Annotated in this window: 13 protein-coding genes; 7 read left to right on the top strand and 6 right to left on the bottom strand. The window is 64.5% G+C overall.

Annotation, left to right across the window (positions count from 1 at the left end):
• Positions 1 to 73: 73 nt before the first annotated feature.
• From ABW18_RS02780 to ABW18_RS02770, 3 genes are read left to right on the top strand one after another with little or no spacing between them, the layout of a single operon-like run.
• Complete coding sequence (locus tag ABW18_RS02780) at positions 74 to 1,957, top strand: peroxidase family protein (RefSeq protein ID WP_152929984.1); 1,884 nt, start codon at positions 74 to 76, stop codon at positions 1,955 to 1,957.
• Positions 1,958 to 1,978: 21 nt separating this feature from the next.
• Positions 1,979 to 3,085, top strand: a complete 1,107-nt coding sequence (locus tag ABW18_RS02775; protein ID WP_049697547.1) for a catalase family protein — start codon at positions 1,979 to 1,981, stop codon at positions 3,083 to 3,085.
• Between the two features lie 60 nt (positions 3,086 to 3,145).
• Positions 3,146 to 5,749 (top strand): LuxR C-terminal-related transcriptional regulator, encoded by a 2,604-nt coding sequence (locus ABW18_RS02770; protein ID WP_049697415.1) that lies wholly within the window; start codon positions 3,146 to 3,148, stop codon positions 5,747 to 5,749.
• Positions 5,750 to 5,779: 30 nt separating this feature from the next.
• Here ABW18_RS02770 and ABW18_RS02765 read toward each other — a convergent pair whose 3' ends face one another.
• Complete coding sequence (locus ABW18_RS02765) at positions 5,780 to 8,149, bottom strand: ATP-binding cassette domain-containing protein (protein ID WP_049697414.1); 2,370 nt, start codon at positions 8,147 to 8,149, stop codon at positions 5,780 to 5,782.
• Positions 8,146 to 8,781, bottom strand: a complete 636-nt coding sequence (locus ABW18_RS02760; RefSeq protein WP_049697413.1) for a TetR/AcrR family transcriptional regulator — start codon at positions 8,779 to 8,781, stop codon at positions 8,146 to 8,148. Before ABW18_RS02760 ends, ABW18_RS02765 begins: the two co-directional genes overlap by 4 nt.
• A gap of 86 nt (positions 8,782 to 8,867) precedes the next feature.
• Here ABW18_RS02760 and ABW18_RS02755 point away from each other — a divergent pair, with 86 nt between their 5' ends.
• The 4 genes from ABW18_RS02755 to ABW18_RS02740 all read left to right on the top strand — a co-directional run bounded on the left by ABW18_RS02755 (position 8,868) and on the right by ABW18_RS02740 (position 13,413).
• Complete coding sequence (locus ABW18_RS02755) at positions 8,868 to 9,941, top strand: ABC transporter permease (RefSeq protein WP_083444285.1); 1,074 nt, start codon at positions 8,868 to 8,870, stop codon at positions 9,939 to 9,941.
• 73 nt (positions 9,942 to 10,014) lie between these two features.
• Positions 10,015 to 11,289: an esterase/lipase family protein gene (locus tag ABW18_RS02750; RefSeq protein WP_053117332.1), complete on the top strand. Its 1,275-nt coding sequence runs from the start codon at positions 10,015 to 10,017 to the stop codon at positions 11,287 to 11,289.
• Between the two features lie 13 nt (positions 11,290 to 11,302).
• Complete coding sequence (locus ABW18_RS02745; protein ID WP_049697411.1) at positions 11,303 to 12,220, top strand: DUF1295 domain-containing protein; 918 nt, start codon at positions 11,303 to 11,305, stop codon at positions 12,218 to 12,220.
• Positions 12,217 to 13,413: an FAD-dependent oxidoreductase gene (locus ABW18_RS02740; RefSeq protein WP_083444284.1), complete on the top strand. Its 1,197-nt coding sequence runs from the start codon at positions 12,217 to 12,219 to the stop codon at positions 13,411 to 13,413. The genes ABW18_RS02745 and ABW18_RS02740 overlap by 4 nt, the downstream gene beginning before the upstream one ends.
• A 1-nt stretch (position 13,414) precedes the next feature.
• Here ABW18_RS02740 and ABW18_RS02735 read toward each other — a convergent pair whose 3' ends face one another.
• The 4 genes from ABW18_RS02735 to ABW18_RS02720 are packed head-to-tail and all read right to left on the bottom strand — an operon-like array spanning position 13,415 to position 15,083.
• Positions 13,415 to 13,798, bottom strand: coding sequence for a hypothetical protein (locus ABW18_RS02735; RefSeq protein ID WP_083444283.1), 384 nt, complete (start codon positions 13,796 to 13,798; stop codon positions 13,415 to 13,417).
• On the bottom strand, positions 13,795 to 14,502 hold the full coding sequence (locus ABW18_RS02730; protein ID WP_049697409.1) for a VOC family protein: 708 nt from the start codon (positions 14,500 to 14,502) through the stop codon (positions 13,795 to 13,797). Before ABW18_RS02730 ends, ABW18_RS02735 begins: the two co-directional genes overlap by 4 nt.
• A complete protein-coding gene (locus tag ABW18_RS02725; protein ID WP_049697544.1) occupies positions 14,499 to 14,807 on the bottom strand; it encodes a hypothetical protein in 309 nt (102 codons plus the stop codon). Before ABW18_RS02725 ends, ABW18_RS02730 begins: the two co-directional genes overlap by 4 nt.
• A 54-nt stretch (positions 14,808 to 14,861) precedes the next feature.
• Entirely contained in the window at positions 14,862 to 15,083 is a 222-nt protein-coding gene (locus ABW18_RS02720) for a DUF3263 domain-containing protein (protein ID WP_005202988.1), read from the bottom strand.
• Between the last annotated feature and the right edge of the window lie 141 nt (positions 15,084 to 15,224).

Genomic DNA, 15,224 nt, shown 5'->3' with positions numbered 1-15,224 from the left:
CGACATGGATGGCGGTCGCACGAGTACCGGGGTACTCGAATCAGCGTTTTCCCGATGAGGTAGTCCGGTACGCATGCACCCGAACGCCGCCGTCGGGGATACTGATCGCGTCACATCGGTCAGGGCGGGCGACACGGGTACGGAAGAGGAATCGGTGGTCGATCAGAGAAGTACCGTTGAGCGGGTCCTCGCAGTGACCGCGGAGCAGCTCGACCGGGTGGTCGGCTGGTCGCGACTACCGAAACCGTTGGGGCTGGCGGTGCTGGTCGGCATCCGCAGCCAGCTCCGGGCACTCAACCTCGTCGACACCGATCCCGATCCCGCCCCGCCCCTCGACCCACCGTTACCGGCGTCGGACCATCGCAAGCGCACGATCGACGGGCGCTTCGACAACCTCGCGCACCCCGACATGGGGTCCGTCGGCACTCGATTCGGTCGCAACGTGCCGCTTGACGCGACTTGGCCCGAGCTCGGGGACAGATTTCGTGAGCCGAGTCCGCGCGTCGTCAGCGAGAAGCTGCTCGCGCGCACCGAGTTTCAGCCCGCTGAGACGCTCAACCTGCTCGCCGCCGCGTGGATCCAGTTTCAGGTGCATGACTGGGTGAGTCATCTCACTCCTCCCGATCCCGAGCCGTGGCTCATCGAGCTCGACGCCGACGACCACTGGCCGCACTCCCGGCCGATGCAGGTTCCACGAACGCCGACACTCGACGGCCCGGCCGACGCCCCGCCGACGTACGCCAACCGTGACACGCACTGGTGGGACGCGTCGCAGATCTACGGCGACACCGAGGAGTACGCGGCCGCGATCCGCCACCGAGATGCCGACGGCAATCTGCTCGCCACCATCGAACTCGCTGACGACGGACTCCCCACGTTGGCAGCGGAGCAATTGCTGGACAAGAACGGACCCAAGGCGAATTCGTGGCTGGGACTCGCGCTGATGCAGTCGTTGTTCCTGCGGGAACACAACGCGATATGTCGACGACTCACGGTCGCACACCCTGAATTCACAGCTGATCAAGAGCGGCTGTATAACGTTGCGCGACTGATCAACTCGGCACTGATGGCAAAGATCCACACTGTCGACTGGACACCTGCGATCATCGCGCACCCCACAACCGTGACCGGCATGCACGCGAACTGGTTCGGATTACTGGGTGAGAAGTTCACCTCGAAGTTCGGGCGGCTTGTCGACAGCGAGATACTCTTCGGGATTCCAGGTGGCGGAACTCATCTCGACGGGGTGCCGTTCTCGTTGACCGAAGAATTCGTGGCGGTGTATCGCATGCATCCCCTGCTACCCGACCACCTCGATGTACGGAGCCTGGCCACGGGCCAGACCAGGCATACTCACCCGCTCGGAGAGCTTCTGGCCGACAACGTGCACCAGCGAATGGCGGAATGGTCGATGGACGATTTGCTGTATTCCTTCGGAAGGGCATTTCCGGGAGCTTTGACGCTCCACAATTTCCCGGAAGCTCTCCGAGATCTCCCGCGGCCGGACGCTGAGTCGATTGACCTCGCCACTATCGATGTCCTCCGAAGCCGAGAGCGTGGCGTGCCACGCTACAACGAATTCCGGCGGTATTTCCGGCTCCCGCCCGCCAAGAGCTTCGCAGATTTGACGAACAACGCCGAGTGGGCGAAGCAGCTCGAGCAGATGTACCGCGACATCGATGACGTTGATCTCATGATCGGTCTCTACGCAGAACGCAAACCCCGAGGCTTCGGATTCTCCGACACCGCGTTTCGGGTGTTCATCTTGATGGCATCACGCAGGATCGCCGCTGATCGATTCCTGACGACGGACTTCACCGCCGACGTTTACACCGAAGCGGGCATGGCGTGGATCCGCGACAACACGATGCGCACAGTGTTGCTCCGCCACTTCCCCACGCTCACCCCGGTGCTCGCACATGCCACCAACCCTTTCGCACCCTGGCCCGCACCCTGATGCGCCGAGAGGACCGTGACGATGAGTCGTGAGTACGTGTTGTGGGAGCCGGAGATGGAGGACACCCCGCCTGGTGAGGCGGAGGTGGTGGCGAAGATGGTGCAGATCCTGCACACGAACAACGAGCACGCGTACGCCAAGTACAAGCGCGGCATCCGAGACGCCCACGCCAAGAGTCACGCTGTCCTACGCGGTGAACTCGAGGTGCACGCCGACCTGCCGGAAGAACTCGCCCAGGGGCTGTTCGCGGAACCACGGACCTACCCGATCATCGCCCGCTTATCGAGCACGTCGGGAGCCATACGTACCGATCAGATGAGAGGCGTGCGCGGCCTCGGGATCAAGGTCGTCGGCGTCGATCCGACCGCAGACCGTGCCCTGCCCGACGACACCGCGGTCACCCAGGACTTCATCATGGTGACCCATCGGGAGTTCCTGTTCGCGGACGCGAAGGAGTATCTCCTCAAGGGCATGCCGACGGCGGTGCTGCTCGCCCGTGTTTCCGATCCCGTTCTCGGGTTCGGCGAACGCTTGTTGGCCGCAGTCGACGCCAGGATTCTGACAAAGATCGGGCGCCCGTTTCCGGACACCCTGAGAGTTTTCATCAGGGAGAACACGCATATTCTCGGGGACACCTTCTATACGTCAGCGCCGCTGCGCTACGGCAAATATGTCGCGAAGATGCTGTACGCGCCGTCGTCGGCCGAGGTTCGTGCGCTCGCCGGTCAACCGACACCCGACTATCGCGGAGTAAATGCGCTGCAAGACATGACCGTCGATTTCTTCGAGTCGCATCCGGCCGAATATGAACTGCGGGTGCAACTGTGCACGAATGTCGACCGGATGCCGATCGACGATGCGACAAAGGCGTGGTCGGAGGAGGAGTCACCGCACCGGACAGTTGCCACGATCAGATTCCCGACGCAGAATCCCTACACACCGGAGCGACGCGCATACGGCGACGACGTCCTGTCGTTCAATTCCTGGCGTGGCCTGAAGGTACATACCCCGCTCGGATCGATTAACCGCCTCAAGCGCGACGTGTACGATGCGTCGAGTCGATTCCGGCATCAAAAGAACAATGCCCCGATGTGTGAGCCGACGAGCGTGGACGAACTCCCCGAGTGAGTTTCCTTGCTCGAACCTTCACGACTCAATTTCTGGCAATTCGCCCTATACTGCTCAACCATGGAAGGGCGCTGGCAACTCCTCGGCCGGCCCGCCGAGCAACAGTTCATCCGCTCCGCGCTCTTGCGACCAAGCGATCGCTGTGGAGTGGTACTTGTCGGGCCCGCGGGCGTCGGCAAAACCACGCTCGCCCGGATGGTCACCGATTCGCTCGGTAGGCCTGTCCGATGGGCTGCATGTACCGAGTCGTCGCGTGCCATACCGCTCGGAGCCTTCGCGCCGTGGGTAGCTCCTACCGCGTCGCGCGATCCCATAGCGGCGTTGGTCTCCGCGCGCGAGACCCTCGTTGCCGAGCCCGGAACGGTCATCGGGATAGACGACGCCCATATGCTCGATCAGCTTTCGGCGACGCTGCTGCATCAGATCGCGATTGATCGCAGCGCACGAATCATCGCCACAGTCCGCACGGGCGAACCTGTGCCCGATGCGGTGACCTCGTTGTGGAAGGACGGCTACCTTCACCGACTCGAACTGCAGAACCTCACGAAAGAACAGTGCGCTGAACTGGTCGAACGTGTGCTCGGCGGATCGTTGGAGGGCTTGAGCGCCGACGTCATCTGGGATTCGTCCGGCGGAAATCCACTGTTCCTCCGAAATATGATCGAGGGGGCCGTCGAATCCGGTGCGTTGTCGGAGGTGTCGGGCGTCTGGCAATTGCGGGGCGCGACGGCGGTTCCGTCCGGCCTGGTGTCACTGCTCGACGACCGTCTCGACCGTGCTGGTCCGCACGTTGTCGATGCGCTCAAGGTGTTGTCGCTGTATGAGCCGATCGACATCGATCTCCTGATCGGGCTGATCGGCGAGGAACCGGTCGACGACGCCGAGACTCTGGGTTTCATCACGACAACTCGCGACGGCGACACGACCAACGTCCGATTCACCCACCCGCTCTACGGAGACGTGGTTCGGCGACGTATCAGCACCGTCGCGGCCCGACGGCTACGCGCCGAACTCGTCGACGCATTGCGCGACCACGCAACCGACACCGCCGCCGAGCGTATCCGCCTCGCACAGTTGAGCGTCGACGCGCACCGTGACGTCGACGTAGCGCTGCTCATCGCAGCGGCCAAGGATGCGATCTTCCTGGCCAATCTCCCGCTCGGTGAGCGGCTCGCCCGCGTCGCCTTCGAGCACGACGGCAGTCTGACCGCGGGAGAGCTGCTCTCCCGCGCGATCATGTGGCAGGGGCGAGTCGTCGAGGCCGACGCTGTATTCACCGAGTTCGAGCCCGAGTCGTTCAATGAGTTCGAGCTCGTGGTGTGGGCGGTATCGCGCATGAGCCTGATCTTCTGGATGCTCGGCGACGTCGATGAGAGTTATCGCATGCTCGAACTGCTCAACGAGAAGGTCGAGCATCCGTCGCTACGACTCGTCGTCGACGCGGTTGCCGCGGCGATGGCCGTTCACGAGAACCGGCTCGACGAGGGAATCGCGCTCGCCGAGCACGTTCTCGAGAGTCCGAACGCGCCGTCACAGGCCATCGATTTCGCGGCCTTCGGTGCCGGGCTGGCCATGTCGATTGCCGGGCGCGGGCGCGACTACGCCCCCTACGCAGAGCGCACCCGTGCGAAGAAAAAGGCGACGGACGGGATGATCAGCGTCATGGTGCGCTACTGCGACGTCCTGGCGCTCACGATGGTCGGCGACCTCAAGGAGGCGCGAAACCGCGCCACCGAGTACACGCAGTTCTCCTCCTCGGGTCAGTTCCTCGGATGGGCGATCGCCAAGATCGCGGCAGGTGTTGCGGCGACGTACAGCGGCTCGTTTCGTGAGGCGATCAGCGAGTTCGAACAGGCACTCGCCGCTCTCAACGCCAAGCAGCCACTCCCGTGGCGTTTGCCCGGCCGGTTGATTCTGGTACGGGCGTACGCGGCGCTCAACGACGTCGACGAAGCCGAACGGGTGCTACGAGACGCAGATGAGCACCGGGGTCCGCACCTGGCGATCCACGACTCGCAGCGGGTGCTCGCGCAAGCCTGGATCTGCGCTGCACAGGGCGCCGAACGCGCGGCAATCGATCACGCGCATCGCGCGGCCGCAATCGCTCACGACTCCGGGCAACTCGCACTCGAGGCCGAGTCCCTGCATCACGCGACTCGCTTCGGCGACAAGACCACGGCTCCGCGCCTCGCGGAGCTCGCAGGACTCATCCAAGGCGAGCTCGGCCACGTCTACGCACGCCACGCAGCGGCCTACGCAGCGGGCGATCCGGACGAATTGGCAGCGGCATCACATGATTTCGAGGATGCGGGAGTGCTGCTGTCGGCCGCCGACGCTGCGGCGCAGGCGGCACAGTTGTACGAGCGTGCCGGCCGGCGTGGAGACGCCACCGCCTGCTCTGCGAGAGTTCTCGCGCTGTCGAAGGCGTGCGATGGCGCGACGACTCCCGCCATCAGGGCGACAGCACGACCGCTGCCGATCACGGCCAGGGAGCGGGAGATCGCGGTTCTCATCGGTCGCGGCCTGACCAACCGCGAGATCGCCGAACGCCTGACCGTCTCGGTACGGACTGTCGAGGGTCACATCTATCGCGCCTGCATCAAACTCGACGTCGCCGACCGCGACTCGTTGGCCGGAGTCGTCAACGACGCCCCGGGCGGATGAGACACCGTAGCGCCGGGTGAGTCGGGCGGTTCAGTTCTTCACGTAGTCGGCGAGATGCTGTGCGGTCAGCGTCGAACGTGCTGAGACGAGATCGGCCGGGGTGCCCTCGAACACCACTCGCCCGCCGTCGTGACCGGCGCCCGGACCGAGGTCGACGATCCAATCGGCATGAGCCATCACCGCCTGGTGATGCTCGATCACGATCACCGATCTACCACCGTCGACGAGGCCGTCGAGGAGCCCCAGCAGTTGCTCGACGTCGGCAAGATGCAGACCTGACGTCGGCTCGTCGAGGACGAAGATCCCGCCCTTGTCCCCGAGGTGTGTCGCGAGTTTCAGCCGTTGCCTCTCCCCGCCGGAGAGCGTCGTGAGCGGTTGTCCTATCGTGAGATAGCCGAGTCCGACGTCGGCGAGCCGTTCCAGGATCTTCTGTGCCGCAGCCACTTTCGATTCACCTGCGGAGAAGAATTCGAGCGCCGCGTCGACCGACATGTGGAGGACCTCGGAGATGTCGCGACCGCCGAACGTGTAGTCGAGTACACCGGGCTGGAATCGCTTACCCTCGCACACCTCGCACGTGACGGCGACTCCCGCCATGATCGCGAGATCGGTGTAGATGACACCCGCTCCCTTGCAGTTCGGACACGCACCCTCCGAATTGGCGCTGAAGAGAGCGGGTTTCACTCCGTTTGCCTTCGCGAAAGCCTTCCGGATCGGCTCGAGGAGGCCCGTGTACGTCGCCGGGCTGCTGCGCCGCGAACCCTTGATGGCGGATTGGTCGACGGTGATCACGTCGTCTCGGCCCGATAGCGATCCGTCGACAAGAGAGCTCTTCCCGGAGCCGGCCACGCCGGTGACCACACACAGCACCCCGAGCGGGAAGTCGACGTCGACGTCCTTCAGGTTGTGCGAACTCGCGCCGCGAATCTCCAACGCTCCATTGGGCTCTCGCACCTGCGGTTTGAGGGTGGCGCGGTCGTCGAGGTGGCGTCCGGTCAACGTGTCGCTTGCGCGCAGGTCGTCGACGCCGCCTTCGAAGACGACGTTGCCCCCACCGGTCCCCGCGCGTGGTCCGAGGTCGACGATGTGGTCGGCGATGGCGATGACCTCGGGTTTGTGTTCGACGACCAGCACCGTATTGCCCTTGTCCCGCAGTTGCAGGAGAAGCCGATTCATACGGTCGATGTCGTGTGGATGCAGCCCGACCGTCGGCTCGTCGAAGACGTAGGTGATGTCGGTCAGCGCCGACCCGAGATGGCGAATCATCTTGGTACGCTGCGCCTCTCCACCCGACAGCGTCCCGGACGGACGGTCGAGCGAGAGGTATCCGAGACCGATGTCGACAAACGAATCGAGCGTGGCGCGCAGGGATTCGAGCAGCGGTGCAAGTGTCGGCTCGTCGAGCGAGCCGACCCAGTCGGCGAGATCGGTGATCTGCATCGCGCACGCATCGGCGATGCTGACGCCACCGATCGTCGAACTTCGTGCCTTCTCCGACAGTCGAGTCCCCTGGCAGTCCGGACAGACCGAGAAGGTGATCGCCCTGTCGACGAACGCGCGGATGTGGGGTTGCAGCGCGTCTTTGTCCTTGGCCAGGAACGACTTTCCGATCTTGGTGATGAGGCCCTCGTAGGTGACGTTGATGCCGTCGATCTTGATGCGTGTCGGTTCCTTGTACAGCAGGGCGTCGAGTTGGCGGGCAGTGAACTTGTCGATCGGTGTGTCCGGATCGAAGAAGCCGCAGCCGCGGAAGATGCGCCCGTACCACCCATCCATGCTGTAGCCGGGGATCGTGATCGCGCCTTCGTTGATGGACTTGGAGCCGTCGTAGAGCGCAGTCAGGTCGAAACACGAGATCGAGCCCCTGCCCTCACATCGAGGGCACATTCCGCCGACGACCTCGAAAGTCCGTTGCTCCTTGACTTTTCGGCCCGCTTTCTCCGTCGTGACGGAGCCCCCGCCACTGACAGACGCGACGTTGAACGAGAACGCCTGCGCCGAACCGATGTGTGGAGTCCCGAGTCGGCTGAAGAGGATGCGGAGCATCGCGTTCGCGTCCGTCGCCGTTCCGACGGTCGAGCGCGGGTCGGTACCGAGACGCTCCTGGTCGACGATGATTGCGGTCGTCAGTCCGTCGAGGACGTCGACATCCGGCCGATTCAACGAAGGCATGAATCCCTGAACGAATGCGCTGTAGGTCTCGTTGATCAATCTTTGCGACTCGGCGGCCACCGTGCCGAAGACGAGTGAACTCTTGCCGGAACCGGAGACGCCGGTGAAGACGGTGAGGCGCCGCTTGGGAAGGACGACTGTCACGTCATTGAGATTGTTGACCCGTGCGCCGACGACACGTATCTCGTCGTGACGATCGGCGGCGGCCGGCGGTGCTGACGAACTCATGTGTGGGTCATCCCTCTCGACGAAGTCATGTGGCGGTCGGTCTCGGGAGTATCGGACTCGGGAGTATTTGTCCAGGTCGTCCAGAGCGGGATCACGCATACCGAGATGATCTGGTCGATGGTGTCCTCGGACATGTTGCCGGCGATGAAGACCTCGTGCCGGGCGAGATCGAAAGGGAGAGACGCGGCGCGAGGCGGCAGCGGGTGCGGACCGAGCTCGCCCCGTCGGCGAGCGCGCTCGAGCACGGGAGCCATGACCTCGTCGACATGTGTGGTGATGAGTCCGATGACAGAACCCGTGGAACCCTCGGGCAGATCCGCGAGCAGCGAGCGGATCGTCCGGGGACCCACCTCGGCCAACCGCACCCGCATGCGGGCAAGGACCATCCGGAGGTCGTCGGCGAGCGATCCGGTGTCCGGGACGGTCAGAACCTCTCGGGCGACGTCGACCATTGCTGCCATGACCATCTCGACCTTGGTGTCCCAGCGTCGGTACAGGACGGTCTTGCTCGTTCCGGCGGCAGCCGCGACCCCCTCGTAGGTGAGGCCGGCGTATCCGCGTTCGGTGATCTCGGCACGGACGGCCTCGAAGATGTCTGCTTCGAGTTCTGTGCCACGGCGACGTCTGGTCACATAATCTCCTTCCGATACGTTGCGTATCTTATCGGATCGTCCTACTCTGCTAAGAAACGAACCGTATCTAATTTGAGGGAGGCGCCATGAGTGCCGATGAAACCACCACGACGCCCGGTGCGACGAGTGCGCCCGACATTCCCGTGACCGATACCCCTGCAAAGAAGGGGCCACCGGCGCCCGTCAGAGTGATTGCGGTCGTGCTCGGAACCGCAGTCCTGTTGTCGGTGATGGTCACGATGTTCGCGCTTCCCGCTGCGCGGTCGGCGCCTCATCACGTCCCGATCGGGGTCGTCGGGTCTGAGCAGGTGGTCAGTCAGGTCGATCGCCTCACCGGTGACTCGTTCGACGTCACGGCATACTCCGACGAGGTGGCTGCGCGCGACGCGATCGAGACGCGCGCGATTTACGGCGCGCTGGTCGTCAAGCCCGGCGCAGACCTCACTGTGCTCGTCGCCTCTGCGGCGAGTCCAACGGTGGCAACGATGATCGAAACGATGGGACAAGGTGTCGCCGACGCCACTCACGCACAAACTCAGGTCGTCGATGTGCGTAGTTTCCCGGCGAAGGACCCGCGCGGTGCCGGATTGGCGGCAGGCGCTCTTCCCCTGGCTCTCGGGGGCTGGATCAGTGCGATGGTGATCATGCTCGTGATCAGCTCGGCGGGTGGTCGGATCATCGCGGCGCTGGGTGTGTCTGTTGTCGGTGGCTTCGCGCTGATCGCGATTCTGCAGTTCCTCGTCGGGACGTTCGACGGAAACTACTGGCTGACGTCGCTGGCGGCGATGCTCGGAATCGCGGCCACGTGCTTCGCGGTGCTCGGCCTTCGGGAAGCGCTCGGGGGTCCGGGTCTGGTCGTCGCGGCCATTGCACTGATACTCCTGGGCAACCCGCTGTCCGGACTCTCGAGCGCCCCTGAACTACTGCCCACCCCGTGGGGCGCGATCGGCCAGCTCCTGCCGCCGGGCGCAACGGGATCGCTCCTGCGGGATGTCGTGTTCTTCAACGGCAACGCCATTGCGCATCCGCTCATCGTGCTCGGGTGCTGGCTTCTCGGTGGCCTGGCGCTCTACGGCCTCGGCCTGAGGCGTGAGCGCCGTAAGCACGTCTCTGATGTCGATGTCGTCGAGTTCGGCTACCGCGAGACCGTCGACGCCTGAGTTGCCTGTGTGCTCGGGTGGCGGTTGCTGCAAGGGCTCCCGCAAGTGAGTGAACAGTTGTACTCTGTGGGTTGTGACCACAGCCGACAAAGTCGCCCCGACCGAACTGGCGGCGCTGGCGCAATTGGGGTGCAGTGAGCTAGCAGGAGCTATCCGCGGTGTCGCGAAAGTGCATCGCGCGGTAACCGATCGTGTGTTCGGGGTGACCGATCGACTCGGCGGATCGTCGAGTCGATCGGCACATCTGGTCCACGACGCAGTAGCCGACACGACCTACGAGTCGTTGTCGGCAATGTTAGAAGCCATCGCTGAGGTGGGTGCCACACTCCCGGAACCGCGCCACTCGCCATCGGAGGGTTCACGGGGCGCGCTGGTGCTCGCCATTCTGGACGGGCTGATCGGCGACTCGCTCGCCGACCAGCGCTCGCCGCTCGCCCAGCCGATGTCGATCCGTGTCGACGGTATGCCGGTGGCGGTCGAGGCCGAAGCGCTCCGCGCGGCTTTTCCGGAGGCTGCCGGGCACATCGTCGTCTTTCTGCACGGCCTCATGGAGTCCGAGCACGCGTGGCGCAGAGGTAACCGCCCGACGTATGGCGAGCGGCTCGCTACCGATATCGGCGCGACCGAGGTGCGGCTGCGATTCAACACCGGACGCCACATCAGCGATAACGGGCGCGAACTCGCCGCATTACTCAATGATCTGATGCTCCAATGGCCGGTGCCTGTGTCGCGACTGACCCTGATCGGGCATTCGATGGGCGGGTTGATCATCCGAAGCGCCTGCCACAGTGCCGCCACCCAAGACGCGTACTGGTGCGGATTGGTCACGGAGACAGTGAGTTTGGGGACGCCGCATTTCGGGGCTCCGCTGGCTCGGACTGTGCACTTTGCGGCCGGAGCGCTCAGGTCGGTTTCGGTGACCGCCCCGTTCGGCAACCTGCTCGGACGACGCAGCGCAGGAGTGCGCGACCTTTTTCACGGAAGTCTTGTCGACGACGACTGGAGTGGGAGGGATCCGGATGCCTTCCGGCAGCATCCCGCCACCGCGGTACCGCTGCTGCCACAGGCGCGACATTTGTTCGTCACCGCATCGTTGACGCGCGATCCCAACCATCCCCTGGGCAGGTTCATCGGCGACGGATTGGTGCTGACGCCCAGCGGTCGCGGCGAAAGTCGCGCTCGCAGCGTCGGATTCACTACCGAGCACGGACTGCATCTGGGTGGGGCGAGCCATTTCACCCTCCTCAACGACGACGACGTCTACCGCTGGCTGCTGGAGCATCTGCGACCCCGACGCGCGCTGCCGCCCGGTCGCAGCCAAAACGCCGCGAAGTGGGGCGTCGCCTGACACCATCCCTCTTATGGGGAGACGAGCGTCGTTGGTGGTGATCACCGCCGCGTACGTCGTTGCCCTGGCGGTGGCGTTGCTGTGGTTGACATGGGGACCCAGCGTCGGGCAACTCTGGGCGGACACGCTCATTGCCGATGTACTCGCCACGCTCGTCATCTTCGTGGTGAGCCGGGCGGTCGGCAATTCGAGTTGCTACGACGCCTACTGGAGTGTCGTCCCGGTATTTCTTGCCCTGTACTGGTGGTTCGCGGGCGACGCCATACATGGTGGCTCCCAAGCGAAGTGGCGTTGTGCCCTCCTCGGCATCGTTCTCGTGATCTGGGCGGTGCGGCTGACCGCGAACTGGGTGCGGTCGTTTCCCGGGCTGGTCCACGAGGATTGGCGCTACGAGTTGCTGCGGCGACGTGCCGGAAGGTTCTCGTTCGTCGCCGATCTCTTCGCCATTCACCTCATCCCCACGTTGCAGGTGTTTCTCGCGATGATCCCGGCGTACGTCGCGCTCACCAGGGCCGACGCCGGGCTGATGTGGTTGAGCGTTGTCGCGTTCGTCGTCGGTCTCGCGGCGATCGCACTCGAGTCGATCGCCGACCGACAGTTGAGACTGTTCCGGCGGTCGAGCGAGCCCGGTCAGACCGTCGACATCGGTCTCTGGGCGTGGTCGCGGCACCCGAACTATTTTGGCGAGTTCATGTTCTGGGTGTCGATCCTGCTGTTCGGTATTGCCGCTGCGCCCGCGGACGCGTGGTGGCTGTGGGTGGGTGCGGGCGCGATGCTCGCCATGTTCCTCGGGGCGAGCATTCCGATGATGGAAGAGCGCAGTCTTGAACGACGTCCGTCCTACGCCGACGTCATCGATCGTGTGCCAAAATTTCTGCCGCTTCCCCGGCTCAGTTCCCGGACCACCGACGGTGTTGGGCGACCCGGGTGAGTGCAGCAGTGCCGCTCGTCCACAAGCGGGGGACGCGAAGCGTCGTCGTCGCAGGCATGGGCGATTCCGGTGTGCTCACCGCGATGCACCTCGCCCGCCGCAGCAGCGTCGTCGGAGTCTCGATGCGGCCCGCACTGGTGAGCGGACAGGAAGTCGGGCTGCGGATCGCCTACCCGGAGCGGTGGGCTCGCGACTATCGCGTCGAGTTCGGTCGGATGCGTCGACTCGATACGGTGGACATCCGTCATGGTGAGATCGTCGACCTCGATCACGATCGTCGAACGCTGCGCTTGCGCACGCCGTCGGGAACAGTTGAGGCAGTCACCTACGACGCGCTCGTCATCGCGACGGGCGTCGCCAACGGATTCTGGCGCCAGCCAGTCCTCGAAGACGGCGACGACGTCGACATCGGTCTACACGGCGTGCACGAGCGCCTGTCGCACGCTCGGACCATAGCGGTAGTCGGTGGGGGTGCGGCAGCATGCAGTTCGGCCGCCCAACTGCGTCGACGCTGGCCAAAGAAGGAGGTCGCTCTCTACCATCCCGGTGAGCTGCCACTCCCCCGGCACCACGACCGCACGCGCCACAAGGTGGCCAGACGACTGGAGTCCCTGGGTGTCGACAGACACGGTGGACATCGGGCGGTGCTGCCAACCGACGCCGATCTCGGGGAGATCGGCACCGGTTCGATCACCTGGCTCACCGGACAAGCGGCGGTCGAGGCGGATGCGATCGTGTGGGCCGTCGGCCGAGTGTCACCGAATACAGCCTGGCTGCCTTCGGACATGCTGACCGACCGAGGATTCGTCCGCGTCGACGCCGACCTCGGAGTGCCCGGGTACCGGGGAGTGTTCGCCGTCGGGGATGTCGCCGATACGGATCCGCTGCGTGGCTCGGCTCGCAACCGCGCCGACCGTCTGGTGGCGCGCAACGTTCTCGCTCATCTCGGCGGCCGCGAGACTCGCCGATATCACCCGGCCGAGCACCGGTGGGGATCAGTCTTCGGGCCAAGCGACAACGGATTGGACGTCTTCTCCCCCAACGGAATTCGCTTCCGATTTCCGCGCTGGACGGTCGACACGCTGTTACAGCCGCTCATCGTGAGGTGCGGCATTTACGGTGGCGTGCGGCGGAGCGGGAGCGTGCGGCGGAGCGGTGGCGCGCTGAGAAACAATGACGTGCGGCGGAGCTGACTCAGTGCGAATCGTTGTGGTCGAGGGAGACCTTGACCCGCACCGATCCGTTGCTGTCCTTTGACGCGACGGCGTGCCCCGTTCGGTGCTCGCCGTCGAGGGTCAGCGTGATCGGTGCGCCGTCGCCGGTGAAGTTGCGCCACCAGGTCTTTTTGTCGGGCATGGCGACGCCGATCGTGACCGAGTCGCCGGATCGGACGTAGTTCACCGGAAAGGTGACGTGCTTGCCCGTCTTGCGGCCCGTGTACGACACCTCGGTGAACGCACGACCGAGCACACCATTGAGTAGAGGAATCTGCAGGAGTGGGAGGACGACTGTCCTGTTGACCACGCCGGCCACCCGTTGAAACCGGTTTGGCCCGTCTGGTCGGCTCGTCTGGCTCACGACGACTCCTTAGCTGCGACTGATCGAGTGGGTTCGATGATCAAGGTGCGCGTGGCGAGAGCCGGAGACCGCACCGTCGCGACCCGCGTATTGGGTTTGCGTCCCGTGCGAACCTGCGACACGGTGAAACCCGCGCCGGTGAGTCGGGCTTGCGTTGCTTCGATATCGGTTGTCGCCCAAGCGATCCCCCACAGTGAGAGGGGCGGGGACGATCTCGGAACGCCATCGGGTGTGACGAGAACTTCGACGATCAGGTCGTCCGCGCGAAAGAACAGCTGCCGAAGGCCATCGGCGACGGGTCTGTCGAGGCGGAAGTCGAGGCCGAGGGTCGAGCCGAACAAGGCCACCGCGTGGTCGCGGCCCGCGGCCTGGAACACGATGTGGTCAATGCCCTCGATGTCGCTTGCGGTCGGTGCGGCCTCGGCTCCGGAGGCGCGGTGCTCGGTCACCCCGACCGGAAGGCCGTCGACTTGGACAGCGGTGGCGTCGTTGCGGGTGGCCAGACCGCGTCGCTCCAGCAGCGTCTGCCACGACGACACGTCTGCGACGTCGAACAGTACGCGGTGCCCGAGGTGTCTGCGGTCGAGTCGCAGCGTGGCGTTCGACGTGGCGTACTCGGCTGCGCTGTCGTTGCGAGCCAGAAGGCGCCGGTATGCGTCGGTGGTTGCGGTGAGATCGTCCACCGCCAGTTCGACGAGGGTCACGACCGTTTCCGCTTACGCCGTGTGTCCGGAATGTCCACTGCTCTGCTTGTGAGATGCCATGAGCCGCAGATGCATTCGTAGGACCGCAGCACCGGGGCCGTGCGTCCGGCCGCACGGATGCGGCTCACCGCGGCGTCGACCTCGTGGACGTCACGGTAGGCGTCCTTCTCCGGTGTCGGACAGGCGGGCGTCCTCGATGTCCGAGAAGACCGAGTGGGCGACGAACGCTTACGGCTGGGCTGCTGGGTGCCAGCCTCGATACGCCGGTAGAACTCGTCGAGTTCGTCGTCGGCGAACGGCGGCACCACAACTCCTTTCGTCGGACGTGACTCCACGAATGCGTAAGGGGGCCGTCGACCTCAGCGAGCCATCCAGATTCTGCTGCGGACGACCTCGCGCATCCGAGCGAGTTGACCCTTCGAAAGGGTAGCCGGTGGTTCGGCATTCAGCAGGTGCTGGACCTGCGTGAAGAAGTCACGGTCGGACAGCCCGAACTGCGAGCTGATCTCGCGCGACGAACCCCCACCGAGTGCGTACCAATTCTGCTCGAAGTCGAGCATCTGACGCTGCGTCGGATCCATAAAAGTACTCACTCTTGTGCTGTGACCTGTGACGATCGTTGGATGTGAAGGATGCGGAACGGCTTCGGTGAATTACCGTTGTCCCTGATCTGGAAAGCGAGCCCACCGCTGTCAACGTCCTTTCTACACTCGGCCCGCCGC

The sequence above is a fragment of the Gordonia jacobaea genome (assembly GCF_001186365.1).
GTDB lineage: Bacteria > Actinomycetota > Actinomycetes > Mycobacteriales > Mycobacteriaceae > Gordonia > Gordonia jacobaea.
This window is presented reverse-complemented; position numbering and strand designations above follow the sequence as displayed.

Excerpts from the sequence above, each read along its gene's own strand:
- ABW18_RS02720 (WP_005202988.1), bottom strand. The coding sequence starts at position 15,083 with ATGGATCCGACGCAGCGTCAGATGCTCGACTTCGAGCAGAATTGGTAC.
- ABW18_RS02775 (WP_049697547.1), top strand. The coding sequence starts at position 1,979 with ATGAGTCGTGAGTACGTGTTGTGGGAGCCGGAGATGGAGGACACCCCG.
- ABW18_RS02745 (WP_049697411.1), top strand. The coding sequence starts at position 11,303 with ATGGGGAGACGAGCGTCGTTGGTGGTGATCACCGCCGCGTACGTCGTT.
- ABW18_RS02765 (WP_049697414.1), bottom strand. The coding sequence starts at position 8,149 with ATGAGTTCGTCAGCACCGCCGGCCGCCGCCGATCGTCACGACGAGATA.
- ABW18_RS02780 (WP_152929984.1), top strand. The coding sequence starts at position 74 with ATGCACCCGAACGCCGCCGTCGGGGATACTGATCGCGTCACATCGGTC.
- ABW18_RS02770 (WP_049697415.1), top strand. The coding sequence starts at position 3,146 with ATGGAAGGGCGCTGGCAACTCCTCGGCCGGCCCGCCGAGCAACAGTTC.
- ABW18_RS02755 (WP_083444285.1), top strand. The coding sequence starts at position 8,868 with ATGAGTGCCGATGAAACCACCACGACGCCCGGTGCGACGAGTGCGCCC.